The organism is Hansschlegelia sp., from assembly GCF_035538955.1.
Taxonomy (GTDB): domain Bacteria; phylum Pseudomonadota; class Alphaproteobacteria; order Rhizobiales; family Methylopilaceae; genus Methylopila.
On sequence record NZ_DATLJK010000001.1, the window covers coordinates 46,188 to 65,768 of the forward strand.

General features: G+C 67.6%; 15 protein-coding genes. 9 read left to right on the forward strand and 6 right to left on the reverse strand.

Annotation, left to right across the window (positions count from 1 at the left end; translation table 11 throughout):
* Positions 1–49 precede the first annotated feature (49 nt).
* Positions 50–1,705 carry a calcium-binding protein gene (locus VM780_RS00225; RefSeq protein WP_325443884.1) on the reverse strand — a complete coding sequence of 552 codons (1,656 nt, stop codon included), beginning with the start codon at positions 1,703–1,705 and terminating at the stop codon, positions 50–52.
* A 1,210-nt stretch (positions 1,706–2,915) separates the two neighbouring features.
* Between VM780_RS00225 and VM780_RS00230 the strand changes: the two genes are divergently transcribed.
* From VM780_RS00230 to VM780_RS00270, 9 genes are all read left to right on the forward strand, one after another.
* On the forward strand, positions 2,916–4,364 hold the full coding sequence (locus VM780_RS00230) for a pyridoxal-phosphate dependent enzyme (RefSeq protein WP_325443885.1): 1,449 nt from the start codon (positions 2,916–2,918) through the stop codon (positions 4,362–4,364).
* A 125-nt stretch (positions 4,365–4,489) separates the two neighbouring features.
* Entirely contained in the window at positions 4,490–5,374 is an 885-nt protein-coding gene (locus VM780_RS00235; protein WP_325443971.1) for a CoA transferase subunit A, read from the forward strand.
* The gene (locus VM780_RS00240; RefSeq protein ID WP_325443886.1) at positions 5,367–6,137 is read left to right on the forward strand and encodes a CoA-transferase subunit beta; all 771 of its coding nucleotides are present in this window, start codon (positions 5,367–5,369) and stop codon (positions 6,135–6,137) included. Before VM780_RS00235 ends, VM780_RS00240 begins: the two co-directional genes overlap by 8 nt.
* 26 nt (positions 6,138–6,163) lie before the next feature.
* A complete protein-coding gene (locus VM780_RS00245) occupies positions 6,164–7,120 on the forward strand; it encodes an LLM class flavin-dependent oxidoreductase (protein ID WP_325443888.1) in 957 nt (318 codons plus the stop codon).
* Between the two features lie 95 nt (positions 7,121–7,215).
* A complete protein-coding gene (locus VM780_RS00250) occupies positions 7,216–8,493 on the forward strand; it encodes an ArgE/DapE family deacylase (protein ID WP_325443891.1) in 1,278 nt (425 codons plus the stop codon).
* A 58-nt stretch (positions 8,494–8,551) separates the two neighbouring features.
* Complete coding sequence (locus tag VM780_RS00255) at positions 8,552–9,175, forward strand: DUF1989 domain-containing protein (protein WP_325443893.1); 624 nt, start codon at positions 8,552–8,554, stop codon at positions 9,173–9,175.
* Complete coding sequence (locus VM780_RS00260) at positions 9,172–11,559, forward strand: xanthine dehydrogenase family protein molybdopterin-binding subunit (RefSeq protein ID WP_325443895.1); 2,388 nt, start codon at positions 9,172–9,174, stop codon at positions 11,557–11,559. The genes VM780_RS00255 and VM780_RS00260 overlap by 4 nt, the downstream gene beginning before the upstream one ends.
* Entirely contained in the window at positions 11,556–12,383 is an 828-nt protein-coding gene (locus VM780_RS00265; RefSeq protein WP_325443897.1) for an FAD binding domain-containing protein, read from the forward strand. The genes VM780_RS00260 and VM780_RS00265 overlap by 4 nt, the downstream gene beginning before the upstream one ends.
* Positions 12,380–13,588, forward strand: coding sequence for a xanthine dehydrogenase family Fe-S subunit (locus VM780_RS00270; protein WP_325443900.1), 1,209 nt, complete (start codon positions 12,380–12,382; stop codon positions 13,586–13,588). Before VM780_RS00265 ends, VM780_RS00270 begins: the two co-directional genes overlap by 4 nt.
* 227 nt (positions 13,589–13,815) lie before the next feature.
* Here the strand turns inward: VM780_RS00270 and cofH are convergent, their stop codons facing one another.
* From cofH to npdG, 5 genes are read right to left on the reverse strand one after another with little or no spacing between them, the layout of a single operon-like run.
* Positions 13,816–16,236 carry a 5-amino-6-(D-ribitylamino)uracil--L-tyrosine 4-hydroxyphenyl transferase CofH gene (gene cofH, locus VM780_RS00275; RefSeq protein WP_325443902.1) on the reverse strand — a complete coding sequence of 807 codons (2,421 nt, stop codon included), beginning with the start codon at positions 16,234–16,236 and terminating at the stop codon, positions 13,816–13,818.
* Entirely contained in the window at positions 16,233–16,931 is a 699-nt protein-coding gene (cofC, locus tag VM780_RS00280; protein ID WP_325443904.1) for a 2-phospho-L-lactate guanylyltransferase, read from the reverse strand. Before cofC ends, cofH begins: the two co-directional genes overlap by 4 nt.
* On the reverse strand, positions 16,928–17,926 hold the full coding sequence (gene cofD / locus VM780_RS00285; protein ID WP_325443906.1) for a 2-phospho-L-lactate transferase: 999 nt from the start codon (positions 17,924–17,926) through the stop codon (positions 16,928–16,930). Before cofD ends, cofC begins: the two co-directional genes overlap by 4 nt.
* Positions 17,923–18,690, reverse strand: coding sequence for a coenzyme F420-0:L-glutamate ligase (gene cofE / locus VM780_RS00290; protein WP_325443908.1), 768 nt, complete (start codon positions 18,688–18,690; stop codon positions 17,923–17,925). Before cofE ends, cofD begins: the two co-directional genes overlap by 4 nt.
* Positions 18,691–18,697: 7 nt before the next feature.
* On the reverse strand, positions 18,698–19,360 hold the full coding sequence (gene npdG, locus VM780_RS00295) for an NADPH-dependent F420 reductase (protein ID WP_325443910.1): 663 nt from the start codon (positions 19,358–19,360) through the stop codon (positions 18,698–18,700).
* Between the last annotated feature and the right edge of the window lie 221 nt (positions 19,361–19,581).

Sequence of the window (19,581 nt, forward strand, 5' to 3'; positions counted from 1 at the left end):
AAGCACGTAAAACTGCGTACGGGCCGCAACAGCCAAGCGGCTGCTGGCGCTACACCACCTGGAAGTCGCTGAAATTGAGCCCCGGATGGTCGTTCAGCGTCGCGAACTGAATCTGGCCATATCTATCGCCGCTGCCGTCTCGATCGAAGAACAAGGCGCCGCTGGCCGAGTCATAGATGATCCGGTCGTTCGCATCATGGGCCGCGAGGCCGATGTGGAAGGCCTCCTCGGACAGCCCGCCGGCCGTGAGGCCGGAAAACACCGAGGCGTTCAGCTGGATCTTGTCCACGCCGGTCGCGAAATCCCAGATCGTGTCGACGTTGGTCGGGCCAAGCTTGGTCGAGAACACGAAGGTGTCCGCCCCGCCTCCGCCAAACAGCGTGTCCATGCCAGACCACCCGTCGAGGATGTTGTCCGAAGAGGTTCCAGTGATGCCGTTGTTCAGCCCGTTGCCGACGCCCCTGACCGCCTCGTCGGTCAGCACCAGTTCCTCGATGTACTGGCCGGTAAGGGCGAAGTCGACCGAAGCAAAGACGATGTCGTAACCGCCCTCCTTGCCCTCGATCACCCGATCGCCCACGGAACGGATATCATAGTGATCGTCCCCGGCCCCGCCCTCCAGGGTGTCGGCGGCGCCGAACCCGCCATCCAGCGTGTCGTTGCCTGCGCCGCCATAAAGATGGTTGGCGCCGTCGTTACCGCCAAGGAAGTTGTCAAGGGCGTTCCCCGTGGCGTCGATGTCGGCTTCTCCAGTAAGGAACAGGGCCTCGACATGCTGACCCTGCACTGAATAGCTGACGGTCGAGTAGACCGCGTCGTAGCCCTCGCCCCTGTTCTCGAGGACCACATCGCCTTGGTTCTGGACGTAATAAGTATCGTCGCCCTCGCCGCCGGCGAGCACATTGACGCCCGCGTTGCCGGTGAGGACGTTGGCGAGATTATTGCCCGTGGCGTTGATGTCGCCGGAGCCTTCCAGCGTCAGATCCTCGACATACTGGCCTCTCAGCGAATAGCTGATGTTGGAGTATACCGTGTCGTGGCCTTCGCCTTTGCCCTCGAGGACACGGTCGCCGATCGTCTGGATGTAGTAGACGTCGTCGCCCTTGCCGCCTGAGAGAATGTTCACCCCGTCGTTGCCGACAAGGGTATTGGCGAGGCCATTGCCTGTGGCGTTGATGTCGGCCGGTCCGGTCAACTCAATGCGCTCGACATGCTGCCCTTGCAGGGAGTAGCTGATGCTTGCGTAGACTGTGTCGTAGCCGTCGTCTTTCGCCTCGATGACGCGGTCGCCGGGATCGTCGACCCAGAACCTGTCATCGCCGGCTCCGCCCGCAAGGGTGTCGGCTCCGCCTCGGCCGTTCAAATCATCTGCGCCATCGCCGCCGCTGATGCGGTTGCCGGCTCCGTTGCCAAAAATGCCGTCAGCGCCTTCAGAGCCATCTACGTTGACGAGACCATTTCCGGACAAGCTTACGACCTGCCCGTTACCAATCAATGATATCGTGAACAGGCTTGGATCATTGTAATATAGGTACAGCAAATTTCCGGAATAGGAAGCTGTTGTTCCACCTGCAGGCGAATAAAGAGCGACATCCGCTCCATTGTTAATATGATAGAAGTCTGTGAAAAACTCCCTTTCCGAAAAATACTCTGTTGTTTCGTTCGTCGAAAAGTCTTGGATTGTTGCGTAGAATGCCGCCACCATAGCTCGCGCCCGCCTGAGAAGTGTCGGACGCGCCGCCAGGGCCGCGTCACGCTGGGGCAGCGTGCGGGCTAGACGAAGAGCCAGACTGATGGACGCCAGTTTAGCATCGCCGCACGGAACGGGTTTCGACGGAGCGTCCCAATTTCTTGACGGAGCGTTCCAAACGAACAGGAGAGCGGGCGTCGTGGACGCGCATCTGAGGGGCTCATCGAACCCGCATGGCGGTTTCGGTTCAGCGTGTCGCCGCCTCCGCCCGGCCTTGCCAGGCGACGCGGTCATGCTGGACTAAATCTGCCGGCCTCAGGAGCCCTCGCTCACGGGGGCCGACGACCCGCCTGCGAACGCCCAGAGCATCCTTCGGAGGGACTGTCTCGCCGACGCCATAGGACCCAGGATCGGTCAAGCGCATCTCCCCGCGGCGCCACGGCGAAGGCGCTGGCCGACGCGCCGATGCTCTGGTCCACGCGCAGTAGCGAATCATCGGACTCGAGCACGGAGCCAGAGGCTCGCTACGACATCATCGAAGAGCCAGGGGAGCCGCGCGGCCTCTGCGCGCGGCCGGGTTGGCAAGCGCTGAGGCTTGCCGGCGAGCGACGCTGCGCCTTTGCCTTGGGAACTGCCTGTGAACTCCTCCTCCAGTGGGAAGAGCACCGTCCGCGCGCCGGCTGATGGTGACGTCGCCACCGTCCCGCGACCTCTATGCGGACCTCCGCCTGACGATTGAAACGATCTCGATCAGTCAGATCAAGGGCTACGCCCGACGACGCTCAGAAGCGTGCGCTGCGGTTGGCCGACAACAAGATCGCCGAGAACGCAGGCTGGGACGAAAAGCTCCTCGCAATCGAATTCGCCGAGTTAGTCGAGCTCGATCTGGGCATGGATCTGTCGTTCGACCTCGCGGTGAGGGGCTTTGCCTCCGCTGAGATCGATCGGCTAGTCGAGACGGGCGGGGAGCCAACTCGCCGGACATCGAGGACGAAGCCATTCCGGAGATGCCGGCGGAGCCGGTCGCTCGCCTCGGCGACATCTTCGAGCTCCGCGATCACCGCATCATCTGCGCCGCGGTCCGGGCTTAGAACGCGCCGAATGGACGCTTGTCACGTACTCATTCTAAAGTTAGTACTATAGAACGATATCAGGAAACCTCTCGTGGGGGCGCATGGCGGCTGAAACGCGGTTCGTTCAAAGGCCGGAGATCGAAGATGCGAACGTGCGCAGACGCGCCATCGAGCGTGCCCGGGATCGCGGCGTAGCGCTGCCGACCTTCGCTGAGCTCGCCGGGTTCACGCCCATCTCCGAGGCCGTGCTCGATCGGGTGGCGAGGGTCGATCCGGATGCCCCGGACGCAGCCAATCTTTGGCGCATCAACTGGTTCAACGCTCCCGACCGACGCTCGCGAGTTTCGCTTCCCGATCATCTGGTGCTGCCACCCCAGCTGACCGGCGTCGAGGCGCCGATCGTTGTGCTTCTTGGGTCGCGCTTCCCGATGATCGGGGCCCACAAGGTGCTGCCGGCCTACGCCTGCCTGGTGACGAGGCTGGTGGTCGGCGGCTTCGATCCCGCCGACCAGCGCGCGGTGTGGCCCTCGACCGGCAACTACTGCCGCGGCGGCGTCGCCGTCTCCCGCATCCTCGGCTGCTCGGGCGTCGCCGTGCTCCCCGAGGGGATGAGCCGCGAGCGTTTCGAGTGGCTCGCGGGCTGGGTTTCGGACTCCTCTGACATCGTCCGCACCATCGGCACGGAGAGCAACGTCAAGGAGATCTACGACAAATGCCATGAGCTGGAGAGCGATCCGCGCAACGTGATCCTCAACCAGTTCTCGGCCTTCGCCAACTACATGGCGCACCGCGCCTGCACGGGCGCGGCCGTGGCGGACGTGTTCAAGCGCATGCAGCGCGAAGCGCCGCGCCGGAAGCTCGCTGCCTTCGTGAGCGCCACGGGCTCGGCTGGGACGATCGCGGCCGGCGATCATCTGAAGGAAGCGTTGGGAGCCAAGATCGTGGCGGTCGAGGCGCTCGAATGCCCGACTCTGCTCGAGAACGGATACGGCGAGCACAACATCCAAGGCATTGGCGACAAGCACGTGCCGCTGATCCACAACGTCATGAACACGGACGTTGTGGTGGCGGTCTCCGACTCGATCTCGGACCGGCTCAACCTGCTGTTCAACACGCCGGAGGGCCTCGCCTGGCTCGAGGACGAGCTTTGCCTCGAGCCCGAGGTTATCGGGGCGCTCGGCGAGATCGGCCTGTCGGGTCTCGCCAACATCGCGGCGTCGATCAAGCTGGCTCGCCACATGGGCTACGGCCCCGACGACGTCGTCGCCACGGTCGCGACCGACAGCGCGCGGCTCTACCGCACTGAAGCCCCGCTTGCGCGAAAGAAGTACTTTGGCGACGAGACAGCGAAGATTTCGGCCGAAACCATCTGGTCGACCTGCGTCGGCGCGCTGTCTAACGACCACGTGCTCGAACTCGATCAACAGCAGCGGCGGCGGATCTTCAACCTCGGATACTATACCTGGGTCGAGCAGCAGGGCGTTGCGCTCGAGGACTTCGATCGCCGCAAGGATCAGGCGTTCTGGGGCGAGATCGGACGCTCGATTCCGGCCTGGGACGGGCTGATCAAATCCTTCAACGCAGAAGCAGGGCTCCAATGAGCGAGCAGTCGACATCGTCCGGCGCGGCGGCCTCGAAGCTCGCGTCGCGGGACCCCGGCGCGCGGCCCTACGGGGATCTCCGCGCGGACCTGCTGAAGCGCGACCGGTCGTTGCGCGAGAAGGTGATGTCGCTCTCCGACGCCGCCTCCTTCGTGCAGGACGGCATGACGCTTGGGGTCGGCGGCTCGACCATGTCGCGCACCCCGATGGCGATGATCTGGGAGCTGATGCGCCAGAAGAAGCGCCATCTCTCGGCGTCGCGCTGCATCGTGTCGACCGACGGCGACCTTTTGTTCGGCTCCGACGTCGCGGACGAGATCACGACGAGCTGGTTCGCGCAGGGCATCCTGTGGGGACTCTCCAAGGTGATGCGCCACCACGTCGAGAGCGGCTCCAAGCTTTATCAGGAGTGGAGCCACATGGCCGTCGGCATGCGGTTCCGCGCCGGCGCCATGGGCGTGCCCTTCATGCCGACCCGCGCGATGCTGGGCTCCGACATCGTCGGCCAGCGGCCGGAAGCGAAGGAGTTCGACTGCCCGTTCACCGGCGAGAAGCTGCTGCTTGTGCCGGCGCTGAACCCGGACGTCGCGATCATCCACGTCCAGCGCTGCGACCCGTACGGCAACGCGCAGATCGACGGCCTGCAGTTCATGGACATCGACCTCGCGATGGCCGCGAACCGCGTGATCCTGACCACCGAGCGGATCGTCTCCAACGACCAGATCCGCCGCGCGCCCGACCAGACCAAGATCCCGTTCTTCTGCGTCGACGCCGTCGTGGAGGTCCCGTTCGGCTCCGCTCCGCACGAATGCTTCGGCGTCTACGAGCCGATGATGAACCACATGGAGGCCTACGTCTCCCAGGTGAACGCCGATCCGATCGGCGGGATGAAGGCCTATCTCGACCGCCATGTGTACGGCCCGTCCTCGTGGAACGAGTTCCTGTCGCTGATCGGCATGGACGAGATCATCGAGGCCTCGCGCCGCGGCCGGAGCATCTACAATGACTGAGGCGCGCCGCTACACCGCGACCGAGATCCTCGCGATCCTGAGCTCGCGCCAGCTCACCGATGGGCAGGTCGTGTTCGCTGGCGTCGGCATCCCGCTGCTCGCCGCGACGCTCGCCCAGAAGCTGCGCTGCCCGGGACTCACCATCCTGTTCGAGGGCGGCGTGGTCGGCGCCTTCGTGGAGCCCGGCAAGCTGCCGCCGTCGACCAACGACCAGCGCTGCACCAAGCGCGCCAATATGGTGCTGGGGTCGGCCGAGGTGCTACTGCTGCTGCAGCGCGGCTACGTCGACGTCGGCTTCATGGGCGGCGCCCAGATCGACCAGTACGGCAACCTGAACTCCTCCTTCATCGGCGATCCCGCGAAGCCGAAGATCCGGCTGCCGGGCTCCGGCGGCGGCAACGACATCTCGAGCCTGACGAACATGATCGTCGCCATGAAGCACGAGAAGCGGCGCTTCGTGGAGCAGGTCGACTTCATCACGAGCCCCGGCTTCATCCGCGGGGGCAAGACCCGCGCCGAGAGCGGCCTTCCCGCGGGCGGCATGTTCCGGGTGATCACCGAGCTTGCGGTGTTCGGCTTCGACGAAGAGACCCGGCGCATGACGGTGCTGGCGCTCAACCCCGGCGTCAGCCGCGAGGAGGTGCAGGACAACACCGGCTTCGAGCTCGCCTTCAGCCCGTCCGCGACCGTCACCGAGCCGCCGACGGACCACGAGCTCGCGACGCTGCGCTCGATCGATCCCGACCGCCTCTTCACCGCGTGACGCCACAAGAACCGGAGAGTTCAAGAATGACGATGATCTCAAACACCTTCGGCATCGCGGCGCGGAACTTCGTGGCCTATCCGAACATGCCGGACGCGCGCGCCCTGGTGGACTACGGCGTGAAGGTCGAGGAGCTCGGCTACGACAGCGTCTGGGTCTGGGACCACATGCTGCTCGGCGTCGATCCCAACTTCCCGATCATCGACTCGCTCACCGTGTTGACCGGCATCGCGGCCCGCACCACCAAGATCAAGATGGGCACCGGCGTGCTGGTGCTGCCGCTGCGCAACCCGGTCGCGCTCGCCAAGCAGCTCTCCAGCATGGACCAGCTGTCGCAGGGCCGGCTGATCATGGGCATGGCGGTCGGCTGGTATAAGCGCGAGTTCGACGCCGCCGGCATCCCGTTCGACAAGCGCGGCAAGCTGATGGACGAGAACCTCGAGATCATGACCCGGCTGTGGACGGAGCATTCGGTCTCGGGCGAATACATGGCGCACAACATCAGCAAGGCCGTCATGTATCCGAAGCCCTACCAGCAGCCGCGCATGCCGCTGTTGCTCGGCGGCTACGTGGATCGCGTGCTGAAGCGGGCCGCGGTGAAGGGCGACGGCTGGCTCACCTATTTCTACACGGCGGAGGACTTCAAGAAGTCCTGGGACAAGATCCGCAACTTCGGCGAAGAGGCCGGCAAGAACCCCGACGAGCTGATGAACGCGTCGCAGCTGCCGATCTGCATCGGCGAGACCCGCGCCGCCGTCGAAGATAAGATGATGGACTGGCTGAACAAGGAATGGGACTTCCCCGAGAACAGCGACTGCAAGCGTGAAAGCGCCGTGATGGGCAATGTCGACGAGTGCGTCGCCCAGCTCCAGGAGCAGATCGACGCCGGCGTCCAGAAGATCATCTTCGTTCCCTACAAGTACGAGATGGATCAGGTCGAGACGATCGCCAAGGAAATCATCCCGCGCCTCAGGAAGCGCTGAGACTTATACGTTGCCGCGCCGTTATGCCCGGCTGCAGCCGGGCATAACGGCGCCCGTCCTTATTCGACGCCGTTCGACAGATCGCAGAGACCGCCATGACCGACGCCAACCGCCAGAAGATCCTCGACAAGGTGGACCAGAGCCGCGACCACGCGGTCGGGTTCCTGCAGGACATGGTCAAGATCCCGTCCGTCACGGGCGACGAGGCGGCGATCCAGAAGTTCATGTCCGACTACTTCAACAAGATCGGCCTCGAGGTCGACATGTGGGAGACGGATTGGGAGGAGCTGAAGAAGCACCCGGGTTACCGTCCGGTGGCGCGCGGCTATGAGAACCGTCCCAACATCGTCGCGACCCTGAAGGGCACGGGCGGCGGGCGCTCGCTGCTGCTGAACGGTCACACCGACGTCATTCCGGTGGGGAACGGCGAGGGCTGGAGCGACGATCCGTGGTCGGCCAAGATCGAGAACGGCCGCATCTACGGTCGCGGCTCCTGCGACATGAAGAGCGGCGTCGCGAGCCATGTGCTCGCCGTTCAGTACCTCAAGGAGCTCGGCCTGACGCCCAAGGGCGACGTGATGATCAACGTCGTGATCGACGAGGAGGTCTCGGGCCACGGCACGCTCGACACCGTCGCTCGCGGCTACAAGGCCGACGCGGGCATCTCGGGCGAGACCAGCGACCTGCACGTCCAGCCGGCCTGCATCGGCCGGATCTGGTTCGAGATCGAGATCCAGGGCAAGCCGGCCGGCATCCAGCAGCGCTACCTCGGCGTCAGCGCGATCGACCTCGGCAACAAGGTGACGGCCGCCGTCGCCGAGCTCGAGGCCGAGCGCATCGCGACCGTCACGCATCCGCTTTACCCGAGCGCGATCGACTCGCTGCCCTGCATCATCGGCTCGTTCCAGGCCGGCAACTATCCGAGCGCCTTCCCGTCGAGCGCGCTGCTCAAGGGCTCGATCGGCACCGTGCCGGGCGAGGACCACGAGGGCGTCAAGCAGAGCCTCGTCAAGAAGATCGCCGAGTGCGCGCAGAAGGACGAGTGGATGAAGGATCATCCGCCGGTCGTGCGCTTCGTCGGCTACGACGCCGAAGCCTCGGAGATTCCGCGCGACCACGGCATCGTGCAGACCGTGTCGAGCGCCTACACCGAGATCACCGGCAAGCAGCCCACGATTTCGGGCCGTCAGGGCGCCGCGGACACGCGCTTCCTGAACAGCTACGGCGAGACGCCGACCGTGATCTTCGGTCCGGGGTCCACCGCCGTGATGCACGCCAACGACGAATGGGTGTCGGTCGACGACTACCTGACGTCCATCAAGGTCATGGCGCTCAGCATCTACGACTGGTGCAACGGCGAAAAGACCGCGTGAGGAACGACGGCCGGCCCGTGGTTCGCCGCGGGCAAGCCGTCGCGGACGGGACGTGACGATGTTGGACAAGCCTTCCGGTTCGGTGGAGCTCCACCGCGAGATCGTGCCGGCGAAGGGACGCTGGTCGCGCCGGCTCGAAGCCGGGCAGTCGCTGACACTGATCGACCTCGAGGGCCAGCAGGCGGTCGACTTCCTCTGCTACGCGGCCGAGCTTCCGCTCGACCGCCTGAACCTGCCCAACACCGTCAAGCTCAACCGCTCGCTCTACGTGACGAAGGGCTCGAAGCTCTATTCCGACCGCGCTCGCGTGCTGATGTCGGTGACGGAGGACAGCTGCGGCTTCCACGACACGCTCGCGGGCTGCTGCAGCTGCGAGATCGATCAGGTGCGCTACGGCGTCCAGAAAACGGAGAGCTGCCGCACCAACTTCATCGCGGAGCTCTCCGGCTGGGGGCTCGGCCCGTCCGAGATCGTGTCCAACATCAACTTCTTCATGCGCGTCGTCTTCAAGGAGGACGGCGAACTGTTCATCTCGGACAGCGTCTCCAAGCCGGGCGACCGCGTGACGCTGAAGGCGGAGACCGCGGTGATCGCCGTGCTCTCCAACTGCCCGCAGGAGCACAATCCGGCCGCCGGCTTCCAGCCGACGCCGATCGAAGTGGTGGTGACGGCCGAAGCATGAGCGCGCGCGAGGACGTGAGGGATCGGGGGGCGAAGCCGCAGGGCGTCGGCGCGTCGGTGCTGCGCAAGGAGGACGACCGCTTCCTGCGCGGCCGCGGCGAATATGTCGGCGACGTCCGCCTGCCGGGCATGAAGGACGTCGCCTTCGTCCGCTCGCCGCTCGCGCATGCGAACCTGCGCGGCGTCCGCATCCCCGACGAGATCCGCGACCGCGTGTTCATCGCAGGCGATCTTGAGGGCGTGAAGCCGATCGTCGCGAATTCCGGCCTCGCGGGGTTCAAGCCCTCCGAGCAGCCGATCCTGGTCAAGGAGAAGGTCCGGCAGGTCGGCGAGCTCATCGCCATGTGCGTCGCCGACACCCGCGCGCAGGCCGAGGACCTGGCGGCCGCCGTCGAGGTTGATCTCGACGAGCTTCCGGCCGTCCACGACATGCTCAAGGCGCGCGAGCCAGGCTCCGCGCTGCTGCACGAGCAGTGGGGCGACAACGTCTTCCTCGAGACCTTCGTGGACGTGAACATGGAGGCGGCGCTCGACGCCCCCATCAAGATCACGCGCACGATCTCGACCGCGCGCCAGAGCATGGCCCCGATGGAGGGGCGCGGCACCGTCGCGTACTGGGACAAGCGGCTTGAGCAGCTGGTTCTGATCACCGGCAGCCAGATGCCGCACATCGTCCGCAACGGCCTCGCCGAATGCCTCGGCCTCAACCAGGAGCAGGTGCGGATCGTGTCGCCGGACGTCGGCGGCGGCTTCGGCTACAAGGGCATCCTGCTTCCCGAGGACGTCTGCCTCGGCTGGCTCGCCATGCGGAGCGGCCACCCGGTGCGCTGGATCGAGGACCGCCGCGAGCATCTGACCGCTGGCGCGAACTGCCGCGAGCACCACTACGAGATCACTGTCTACGCGGATCGCGACGGCACGCTGCGCGGCGTCGACTGCGAGGCGACGGTGGATAGCGGCGCCTACTCGTCCTATCCGTTCTCGGCGTGCCTGGAGGCCGCGCAGATCGCGAGCATCCTGCCGGGACCTTACGACTTCCCGTCCTATCGCTGCCGCACCTGGTCGGTCGCGACCAACAAATGTCCGATCCTCCCCTATCGCGGCGTGGCGCGGACGGGCGTCTGCTACGCGCTCGAACTGATGCTCGATCTGGTCGCCCGCGAAGCGGGGATCGAGCCCCACGAGGTCCGCTTCAAGAACCTCGTGCGGCCCGAGCAGATGCCGTTCGACAACATCACCCGAAAGCACTTCGATTCGGGCGACTATCCCGAGGCGCTGCGCCGTGCGCTCGCGATGATCGACCTCGCGGACATTCGCGAACGCCAGAAGCAGCCGCTGCCGGACGGCCGGCTGCTCGGCGTGGGCCTGTCGATCTATTGCGAGCAGGGCGCGCACGGCACCTCGGTGTATTCCGGCTGGGGCATCCCGATGGTGCCGGGCCACGAGCAGGCGACCGCGCGCATGACGCCGGACGGCGGGCTCGAAATTCGGGTTGGCGTCCACAGCCATGGCCAGAGCATGGAGACGACGCTCGCCCAGGTCGCGCACGAGATCCTCGGGATCGAGGTGGAGCGCATCAAGGTCGTGCACGGCGACACGCAGTATACGCCGTACTCCACCGGCAGCTGGGGCTCGCGCTGCGCGGTGATGGCGGGCGGCGCGGTCGCCACCGCCTCGCGCGAGGTCGCGGAGCTCGCCAAGGGCATCGGCGCGCATCTGCTGCAGACCACGGTGGACCAGGTCCGGCTGGAGGACGGCTGCGTCCATGGGCCGAACGGCGGCGTCACGCTGAGGGAGATCGCGCACACCTGGTACCGGCGTCCGCAGGACCTGCCGTCCACGGTCGACCCGCGGGGCCTCGAATCCACGATCGGCTTCAAGCCGGTTCGCGACACCGGCACCTTTAGCTACGCCGCCCACATCGCGACCGTCGCGGTCGATCCGGAGATCGGCGACATCGAGATCCTCGACTACGTGATCGTCGAGGACGGCGGAAAGCTCATCAACCCGATGGTGGTGGACGGCCAGATCTATGGCGGCCTCGCGCAGGGCATCGGCACCGCGCTCTACGAGGAGATGAATTTCGACTCCTCCGGCCAGCCGCTTGCCTCGACCTTCGCCGACTACCTGCTGCCCGGGCCGACGGAGGTGCCGGCGCCGCGGCTCGAGCACATGGAGATCCTAGCACCCTACACGGAGTTCGGCGTGAAGGGCATCGGGGAGGGCGGCGCCATCGCGCCTCCCGCGGCGATCGGCAACGCCGTCAACGACGCGCTCAAGACGATCGGCGCGGAGCTGCTGCATTCGCCGATGACGCCGCGCCGCGTGCTGGAGGCGATCGAGGCCGCCACGGCGGGCAAGCCGGCCGAGAGGACGTTCGCGTGAAGCCGGTCAATTTCGACTACACCCGTCCGCGCGACGTCGCGGACGCCGTTAAGCTCGTCGGAGACGAGTCCGCCTCGGTCAAGATCATGGCCGGCAGCCAGTCGCTTGGGCCGATGCTCAACATGCGCCTGGTGCAGCCGGACCTCGTGGTGGACATCACCGGCGTCGAGGAGCTCGGCGGCTTCGAGGAGCGCGCGGACGAGCTCGCGCTCGGCGCCTGCATCACACACGCCGACATCGAGGATCTGCGGGCGCCGGACGTGACGCGAGGCGCGCTGCCGGCGGTCGCGCGCAACATCGCCTACCGGGCAGTCCGCTCGCGCGGGACGATCGGCGGCAGCCTGACCCACGCGGATCCGTCGGCCGACTGGATCTCCATGTTCGCCGCGATCGGCGCGCGCGTGACGTTGCGCGGCCCTGCCGGCGACCGCACGATTCCGGTCGAGGACTACATGCTGGGGGCGCTCGAGGCGGACATCCGCCCGGGCGAGGTGCTGGTGTCGGTGCGCGTGCCGAAGCTCAGCGCCGCCGCGCGTTGGGGCTATTTCAAGATCTGCCGCAAGACCGGCGAGTTCGCCCACGCTATCGGCGCCTATGTCGTCGATCCCGAGCGGGGCGTGACCCGCGCCGTGATCGGCGCGACCGAGCAGCGCCCCTTCGTGATGGCGGACGCCCGCGAGCTGATCGGCGACGGCGCCCCGGGCGCCTTCGACGCCGCGGCCGTCGACCGCTTCGCGGAGCGGAATGGCATGCACGATCCTTTGGAGCGCCGGACGCATGTCGCCGCGCTTCGTCGCGCCGTGGAACGGACCAGCTTGCAATGACCGCCGTTTCCCTGAACGTCAACGGCCGCAGGCTGTCCGCGGACATCGAGCCGCGCACGCACCTCGCCGACTTTCTGCGCGAGTCGCAGAACCTGACGGGCACGCATCTCGGCTGCGAGCACGGCGTCTGCGGCGCCTGCACGCTGCTCGTGGACGGCTCGCCGACGCGCTCCTGCATCACCTATGCGGCGGCCTGCGAGAACGCGGAGATCACCACCATCGAAGGCCTCGACGACGACGAGGTCGCGACGGAGCTGCGCGCGGCGTTCCGCGAGGAGCACGCCCTGCAGTGCGGCTACTGCACGCCGGGCATGATCGTCTCCGCGCGCGACCTCGTGCTCCGGCTCGAGACGCCCGACGAGGAGACGATCCGCGTCGCGATGAGCGGCAATCTCTGCCGCTGCACCGGCTATGTCGGCATCACGCGCGCGGTCCAGAAGGTGATCACGGATCGCCGCGGCCGCGGGATCGCGGCGATCCCGGGCGCCGGGCGCAAGCGGCTCGGTCCCGCGGGCTCCCGCAACGCCTCCGGGCTCGCGCCTGCGGCCGCCGCTCCGCAGGCCGTGAAGGCGCAGGCGAAGCCCGCCGCAAAGGCCGCCGCAGCCTCTGGCGCGCCGCGGCTCGACGAGGACTGGAAGCCGCAGGCAACGCTGTCGCAGACTTTCACCGTCTCGCACCCCGCCGACGAGGTGTGGGCGTTCTTCGGCGACATCCGGGGCGTCGCCTCCTGCCTGCCGGGCGCCTCGCTCGACAGCGTCTCCGAAGACGGTCATGTCGAAGGCCGGATGCGCGTGAAGGTCGGGCCGATCTCCGCCGAGTTCGGCGGCGTGGCCGACGTCACCCGTGACGAGGCTTCGCGCACGGGCACGATCAACGGCGCCGGCAAGGACCAGAAGAGCAACTCCGCGACCCGCGGCCTCATCCGCTACGCGGTGAGCAAAGCGGAGGGCGGTGGCGCGAAGGTCGACGTCGACGTCGGCTATGCGCTGACGGGCATGCTCGCCCAGTTCGGCCGCTCCGGCCTCGTGCAGGACGTCGCGAACCGCCTGACGGCCGCCTTCGTGCAGAACCTCGAGGCTCGCCTAGCGGGCGGCGACGCGGCCGAGGCCGCGCCGGTCAAGGAGCTCGACGCGGGCTCGCTGGTGTTCAGCGTGATCAAGGGTTGGTTCGGCGGCCTGTTCGGAAAGCTGTTCGGCCGTCGCTGACGGTCGCCTTCGGCCGAGGTCGGCCCGTCATCCCGGCCGAAGCGTAGCGAGAGCCGGGATCGGCTTCAAAGATCGCGAGCATCGTAGCCCGGGGGGTCTCACCGGCGGGGGCTCGCTCGCTCGGGTCATGCTCGCCGTCGATCCGCTCGCCCTGCGATTTGGCTTTCAATTGTGAGGACGATCCCGGCTCTTCGCTAGAGCTCCGGCCGGGATGACGCCGCGTCAGCTCATCCGACCGCCGCCGGCGCGACGCCCATCGTCTCCTCCATGCGCTCCTCGACGCTCTCGAAGGCGCGCCGGCGGCGCTCCTTGGAGACGTCGCGGTAGAGGGTGTCGCGCATGCGGGGATGCCGGCCGGCGGCGCGGATCGTCGCCTCCATCATCTGTGGCGTCATCTCCTGGCCGTGGCTCGCGCCGGCGGCGCGGGAGATCGACTCGTCCATCAGCGTGCCTCCGAGATCGTTCACGCCCGCGTCGAGGCAGGCCGCTACGCCCTCCGCCCCGAGCTTGACCCAGGAGGCCTGGATGTTCGGGACGTGCGGATGAAGCGCGAGCCGGGCCACAGCGTGCATCAGGATCGCCTCTCGGAAGGTTGGCCCTCGGCGCGACCGGCCCTTGAGGTAGATCGGGGCCTCCATGTGCACGAAGGGCAGCGGCACGAACTCGGTGAAGCCGCCTGTCTCGATCTGCAAATCGCGGATCCTAATGAGGTGCCGGGCCCAGTGCTCGTAACCTTCGACATGGCCGAACATGATGGTGGCGGTGCTGCGGAAGCCGAGCTCGTGTGCGGTCCGCATCACCTCCAGCCACTCGGCGGTATTGACCTTGTCCGCGCAAAGCGTCGCCCGCACCTCGTCGTCCAGGATTTCTGCAGCCGTGCCGGGGAGAGTGGCGAGGCCCGCCGCCTTGAGCTCCACGAGAAACTCACGAAGCGTGAGGCCGAGCGTCCGCGCCCCCTGAAACACCTCGAGCGGTGAGAAGGCGTGAAGGTGCATGCCGGGCGCGGCCTCGTTCACCGCCCGCGCGATCTCGAGGTAGCGGACGCCCGTATAGGACGGATGGATGCCGCCCTGCATGCACACCTCGGTCGCGCCACGGTCCCAGGCGTCGCGCACGCGGCCTGCGATCTCGCCGAGGTCGAGGTCGTAGGGCCGGCCGCGCAGGTTCTCGCTCATCTTGCCTTTCGAGAAGGCGCAGAACTGGCAGCGATACGTGCAGATGTTGGTGTAGTTGATGTTGCGCGTGACCACGTAGCTGACGGCCTCGCCGCTGACGCGGCGCCTCAGCGCGTTCGCGGCCGTGGTTACCGCCGTGAACTCGGGCCCGCGGGCGCGGAACAGCCGGACGATCTCGGTTTCGGCGAGCGGCCGGCCCTCCGAGGCCTTGTCCAGGATCGCCGCGAAGGCCGGCGCGAGCGGCTCGCTGCGGCGGGCGCGCAGGAGCGCCAGATCGGCAGCCGGCAGCGGGTCGGCGCGGCCTGGCGCCCAGCCGTCTGCGCGCGGCCATCCGTCGGCGTCGACCAGGTCGAACAATGGTTTGCGCAGCTTCTCGTCCACGAACCGGCCGGCGTGGCGCGCATAGGACGGGTAGATCGCAAGCCGCTCGGTCAGCGTCTTGCCGGCGGCGCGGGTGGCGGCCTCCAGGATCTTGAGGTGCGGCCAGGGCGCTTCCGGGTTGACGTGGTCGGGTGTGACCGGCGAGACGCCGCCCCAGTCGTTGACGCCGGCGGCGACCAGCTGCCCGAGCGCGCCGGGGCTGAGGTTCGGCGGCGCCTGGATGTTCATCTCCGCGTCGAACACCAGGCGCGCGACCGCGATCGTCCAGAGATGCTCGTCGAGTGAGGGCGCGGGCGCGTCAGCCATGCGGGTCGACGGCTTCGGCCGAAAATTCTGGACGATGATCTCCTGCAGGTGGCCATAGGCGTCCTGCAGGTCACGAAGCGCGATCAGGGAATCGATGCGTTCGGCGCGGGTCTCGCCGATGCCGATCAGGATGCCGGAGGTGAACGGCACCTGCTGGCGCCCCGCGGCCCGCATCGTTTCGAGGCGAGACTCCGGGATCTTGTCGGGCGATCCGAAATGCGGGCTTCCTCGGCCGCAGAGCCGCTCCGACGCGCTTTCGAGCATGATGCCCTGCGAGATCGACACGCGCCGGAGCGACGCGACGTCGGCTTCGGTCATGAGGCCGGGATTGACGTGCGCCAGCAGGCCGGTCTCGCGCCACACGAGGTCGGCCATCTCGGCGAGATAGGACAGGGTGGTCTGGTGGCCGAGCTCGGCGAGCTCGCGGCGCGCGACCGCGTAGCGGAGCTCCGGTTTGTCCCCAAGCGTGAACAGCGCCTCCTTGCAGCCGGCGCGCTTACCCGCATGCGCGATGTCGAGCACCTGCTCACGCGTGAGATACGCGCGCTCGCCCTTCTTCGGCGCCTGCGCGAAGGTGCAGTAGTGGCAGACGTCACGGCAGAGCTGCGTCAGCGGAATGAAGACTTTTCGCGAGTAGGAGACGAAGCCGCCATGCGCGGCGTCGCGCCGCGCAGCCGCCGCGGCGAGCAGCGGCGACAGATCCTGCAGTTCGACAAGCGATATAGCCTCGTCGCGCGACAGGCGCGGCGCGTCGGCGGGACGCGCAAGGAAGCGGGACAACGTCATGTGGGCATGATCCTCTCGACGAGGGGATGGGCGCGCCGGGGCGCCGCAGCGCCCCAAAGCTCCTGCAGAAGCGCGCCTGAACGCGTGGCCGCGCCGCGGCGGGCCAGGATGTCGAGGTCGTCCGGCACGTCGATGTCGAGGCTGGCGCCAGCCAGCGGCAGGATGCGCGGCTCGACGCCGGCGCCGCGGGCCGCCACGACGTGGCGCTCGAGGCTGTTCGGCCCATAAGCCGGCGCGACGAGGTCGATCGGCGAGAGCGCAAGCGCGTTGGTGCCGCCGTCACGCTCGGCGGGCGCAAGGACGACACCCGTCTCATCGAGCGCCGCGACGATCGCCTCGACTTCCCCGCTCGCGAGGAGCGGCAGGTCGGCCGGGACCACGACGACGCGGCCTGCCCGCCAGCGCGAGAGACATTTTAGCCCCTGACGGACCGCCGGGTTGACGCCGGCGTTTTCGGCATCGTCGGCGGCGGCGGCCCCGACGCGGCGGGCGATCGCTGCGGCGACCGGGTCGCTGGTGACCACGAGCGCGCCGTCGAGCGCAGAGGAGCCGCTGAGCGCCGCCAGCACGTCTTCCAGCATCGCCTCGGCGAGCGTCGCCCGGGCCGTGGGATCGAGCGCCTCGGAGAGCCGGGTCTTGGCGAACTCGAAGCGCTTGACCGCGATCAGCGCCCAGGTGTTGCGGCCGGCGCTCATGCGGGCGAGGTTCCTCTGGCGAGTTCCTTTCCGGCGGCGAGCGCGTCCGCGAAGGCTAGCGTCTCCTCGGCAAGCCGGACGCGGTCCTCGTCGCTGCTCATCAGCGTGCGGGTGACGAGCACCGCGACGCCAACGTCACCCTGATTCGCGGCGTCGGTCTCGTCGATGACGAGGCCGTCCAGCAGGCCGCCGTAGTGCTTGGCGATCGCGGCGGAGGTCGCGGGGAGCGACAGTTCGGCGAAAATCTTGGCGGTCGGCCCTTTGACGGCCGCGCCGCCGATCAGCGGCGACACCGCGACCACGGGGGCCGCGACGTTCTCGAGTAGCCGGCGGAGGCCGGGCACGGCGAGGATCGGATCGACGCTGAGGAAAGGGTTTGACGGGCAGATCACCACCGCCCGCAGGTCGGGCGCGGTGAGCGCCTCCACGACCGCGGCCGACGGCTCAGCCTCTGCCGCGCCGTTGAATCGCACGCCCGTCAGCACGGGCTCGGCGCGGCGCCCGACAAAATAGCGCTGGAACGGCATCTCGCCCTCCGTGGTCTCCACCACGGTCGAAACGCGTGCGTCGGTCATCGGCGCGATCCTGGCCGCGATCCCGAAGCTTGTCGCGAACCGGCCGACGACCGCGCTCAAGGACTCGGCGGCCTGGAGCCGGCGGGTGCGTTCGACGTGGAGCGCGAGGTCGCGGTCCCCGAGATTGAACCAGGTTTCGCCGCCGATCTCGGCCAGCGCCGCCATGAAGTTCCAGGTCTCGTCGGCGCGGCCCCAGCCACGCTCGCGGTCCGCCCGGCGACCGAGCGTGTAAAGCACTGTGTCGACGTCGGGCGACACGAACAGGCCGAGGTGCTCGAAATCGTCGCCGGTGTTGACCACGATCGTGAGGCGAGAGCCGAGGGTCTCTGCGAGCCCATAGGCCAGCTTCGCGCCGCCGACGCCGCCGCACAGAGCGACGACGCGGCCGGTCTCCGTCTTAGAAGGCGCGTGGCCTGTCATCGGAACATGTCCCGTTCGCGCGCCCGCAGGAGCGATGAGGCGGGAAGCTCCGGCGCGTCGAAGGCGAGCCCCCTGATCAGCACCGCCGGCACGCCCTCCGCGGCCTGGCCCATCAGCAGCGACGCCGCCGCCGCGATCTCGTCCGCGACCGCGATCTCCGTTACTCGCATAGGACGGCCGAACAGGTCGAGCGCGCCGACCCTGTCGATGAGCGACGGCACGCCCGCCGCGCCAAGCGCCACGCCCACCACCCCGTTGCGCCAGGGGCGCCCGAAGCTGTCATTGATCACCACGCCGGTCGAGACGCCGAACGCGGCGTCGAGCCGGCGCTTTAGCTCGGCCGCGGCCGCGTCGGGGTCCTGCGGAAGCAGCAGGACGCGCTCGCCTGCAGGCCCGTCCGCGATGTTGGACTGGTCGATCCCGGCGTTCGCCATGACGAAGCCGAGCCGATGCTCGGTCACCACGACCCGCGGGCCGGCCCTCACGACCTCGCGCGACTCGTCGAGCACGATCTGGACGATGCGCGGGTCCTTCTCGACCTTTTGCGCGATCTCGACCGCGCGCTGGGTCGGCTGAACGCCCTCCAGGTCGCGGTAGCGGCCTTCCGCCTTCGAGACGATCTTCTGCGCCACCACCAGCACGTCGCCGTTCATGAGCGGCACGTCGTTCGCGCGAAGAGCCGCCTCGAGCAGGCCTGCGAGATCGTCGCCCGGCTCGACCAGGGGTATGTCCGACAGGCCGAAGAAGGAGACCGCTTGGCGCATCGCCGGCTCAGGCCTTAGGGGTGTCGAGCCCGGTAATGCTGATGCCGGCGCCGAGGCACTTGTAGGTGCGGTTGATCCAGATCAGCACGGAGGTCAGCGCTTCGGCCGCGGCCGAATTCGCCAGCGAGCCGCCGCCGACCCCGCGGGTCGCGACGGCCGAGCAGAGCTCGATCACCGCGTTGCGCGCGTCCTTGTCGTCGCTGAACACCAGCACGTCGCACTCGACGCGGCCGCCGGCGTGCAGCTTGGCGGCCCCGACATTGTGGAAAGCGGACACGACCTTCACGCCCTCGCCGAGAATCGTCTGCGCCATCTGGGCGGCCGACCCCGCAACCGGCAGTTGCACGACCGAGACCTTCGGGGGCACCAGCGGAACGGCAGCGTCGACCACGATCTTGCCCTGTACGACCGGCTTGATCTCCTCGAGCGTGGCGTCGTGGCTGCTGAATGGTACGGCGATGATCACGATGTCTGCCTGGGTCGCCGCGTCGAGATTAGCGGCGCCCAAGACGCCTTCGCCGAGCTCGGAGGCCGCGGCCGCGGCCTTCTCGGCTGACCGGGAGCCGATCACCACCCGATACCCGGCGCGCGCCCAGGCCTTAGCGAGGCCGGAGCCCAGGTCGCCCGTCCCGCCCATGATTCCGATGACCGGCTTGCCGTTCTCAGACATCCCGAAGCTCCTGCTGGTTCGCGCCGTCAGCGGCCCGCGCGTGATGTCTCCAAAAGGTACTATGTGTAGGATAATATGACAAGTTGTGGCGCGCGCCCCTCGGAGTGATGATTTCGACTCCGCCAGCCGCACCGTCGCGTGACAAAGCCGTGTGATGTCCTCCGCACCCTGGGGGAGAGCGTAAAGGTGAGGGGTCGCGTCCGGATAAGGTGTGGCGGACC

Coding starts and splice junctions, on each gene's coding strand:
- VM780_RS00225 (WP_325443884.1), bottom strand. CDS start 1,705: ATGGTGGCGGCATTCTACGCAACAATCCAAGACTTTTCGACGAACGAA.
- VM780_RS00235 (WP_325443971.1), top strand. CDS start 4,490: ATGTCGCTCTCCGACGCCGCCTCCTTCGTGCAGGACGGCATGACGCTT.
- VM780_RS00240 (WP_325443886.1), top strand. CDS start 5,367: ATGACTGAGGCGCGCCGCTACACCGCGACCGAGATCCTCGCGATCCTG.
- VM780_RS00245 (WP_325443888.1), top strand. CDS start 6,164: ATGACGATGATCTCAAACACCTTCGGCATCGCGGCGCGGAACTTCGTG.
- VM780_RS00250 (WP_325443891.1), top strand. CDS start 7,216: ATGACCGACGCCAACCGCCAGAAGATCCTCGACAAGGTGGACCAGAGC.
- VM780_RS00255 (WP_325443893.1), top strand. CDS start 8,552: ATGTTGGACAAGCCTTCCGGTTCGGTGGAGCTCCACCGCGAGATCGTG.
- VM780_RS00260 (WP_325443895.1), top strand. CDS start 9,172: ATGAGCGCGCGCGAGGACGTGAGGGATCGGGGGGCGAAGCCGCAGGGC.
- VM780_RS00270 (WP_325443900.1), top strand. CDS start 12,380: ATGACCGCCGTTTCCCTGAACGTCAACGGCCGCAGGCTGTCCGCGGAC.
- cofH (WP_325443902.1), bottom strand. CDS start 16,236: ATGACGTTGTCCCGCTTCCTTGCGCGTCCCGCCGACGCGCCGCGCCTG.
- cofC (WP_325443904.1), bottom strand. CDS start 16,931: ATGAGCGCCGGCCGCAACACCTGGGCGCTGATCGCGGTCAAGCGCTTC.
- cofD (WP_325443906.1), bottom strand. CDS start 17,926: ATGACAGGCCACGCGCCTTCTAAGACGGAGACCGGCCGCGTCGTCGCT.
- cofE (WP_325443908.1), bottom strand. CDS start 18,690: ATGCGCCAAGCGGTCTCCTTCTTCGGCCTGTCGGACATACCCCTGGTC.
- npdG (WP_325443910.1), bottom strand. CDS start 19,360: ATGTCTGAGAACGGCAAGCCGGTCATCGGAATCATGGGCGGGACGGGC.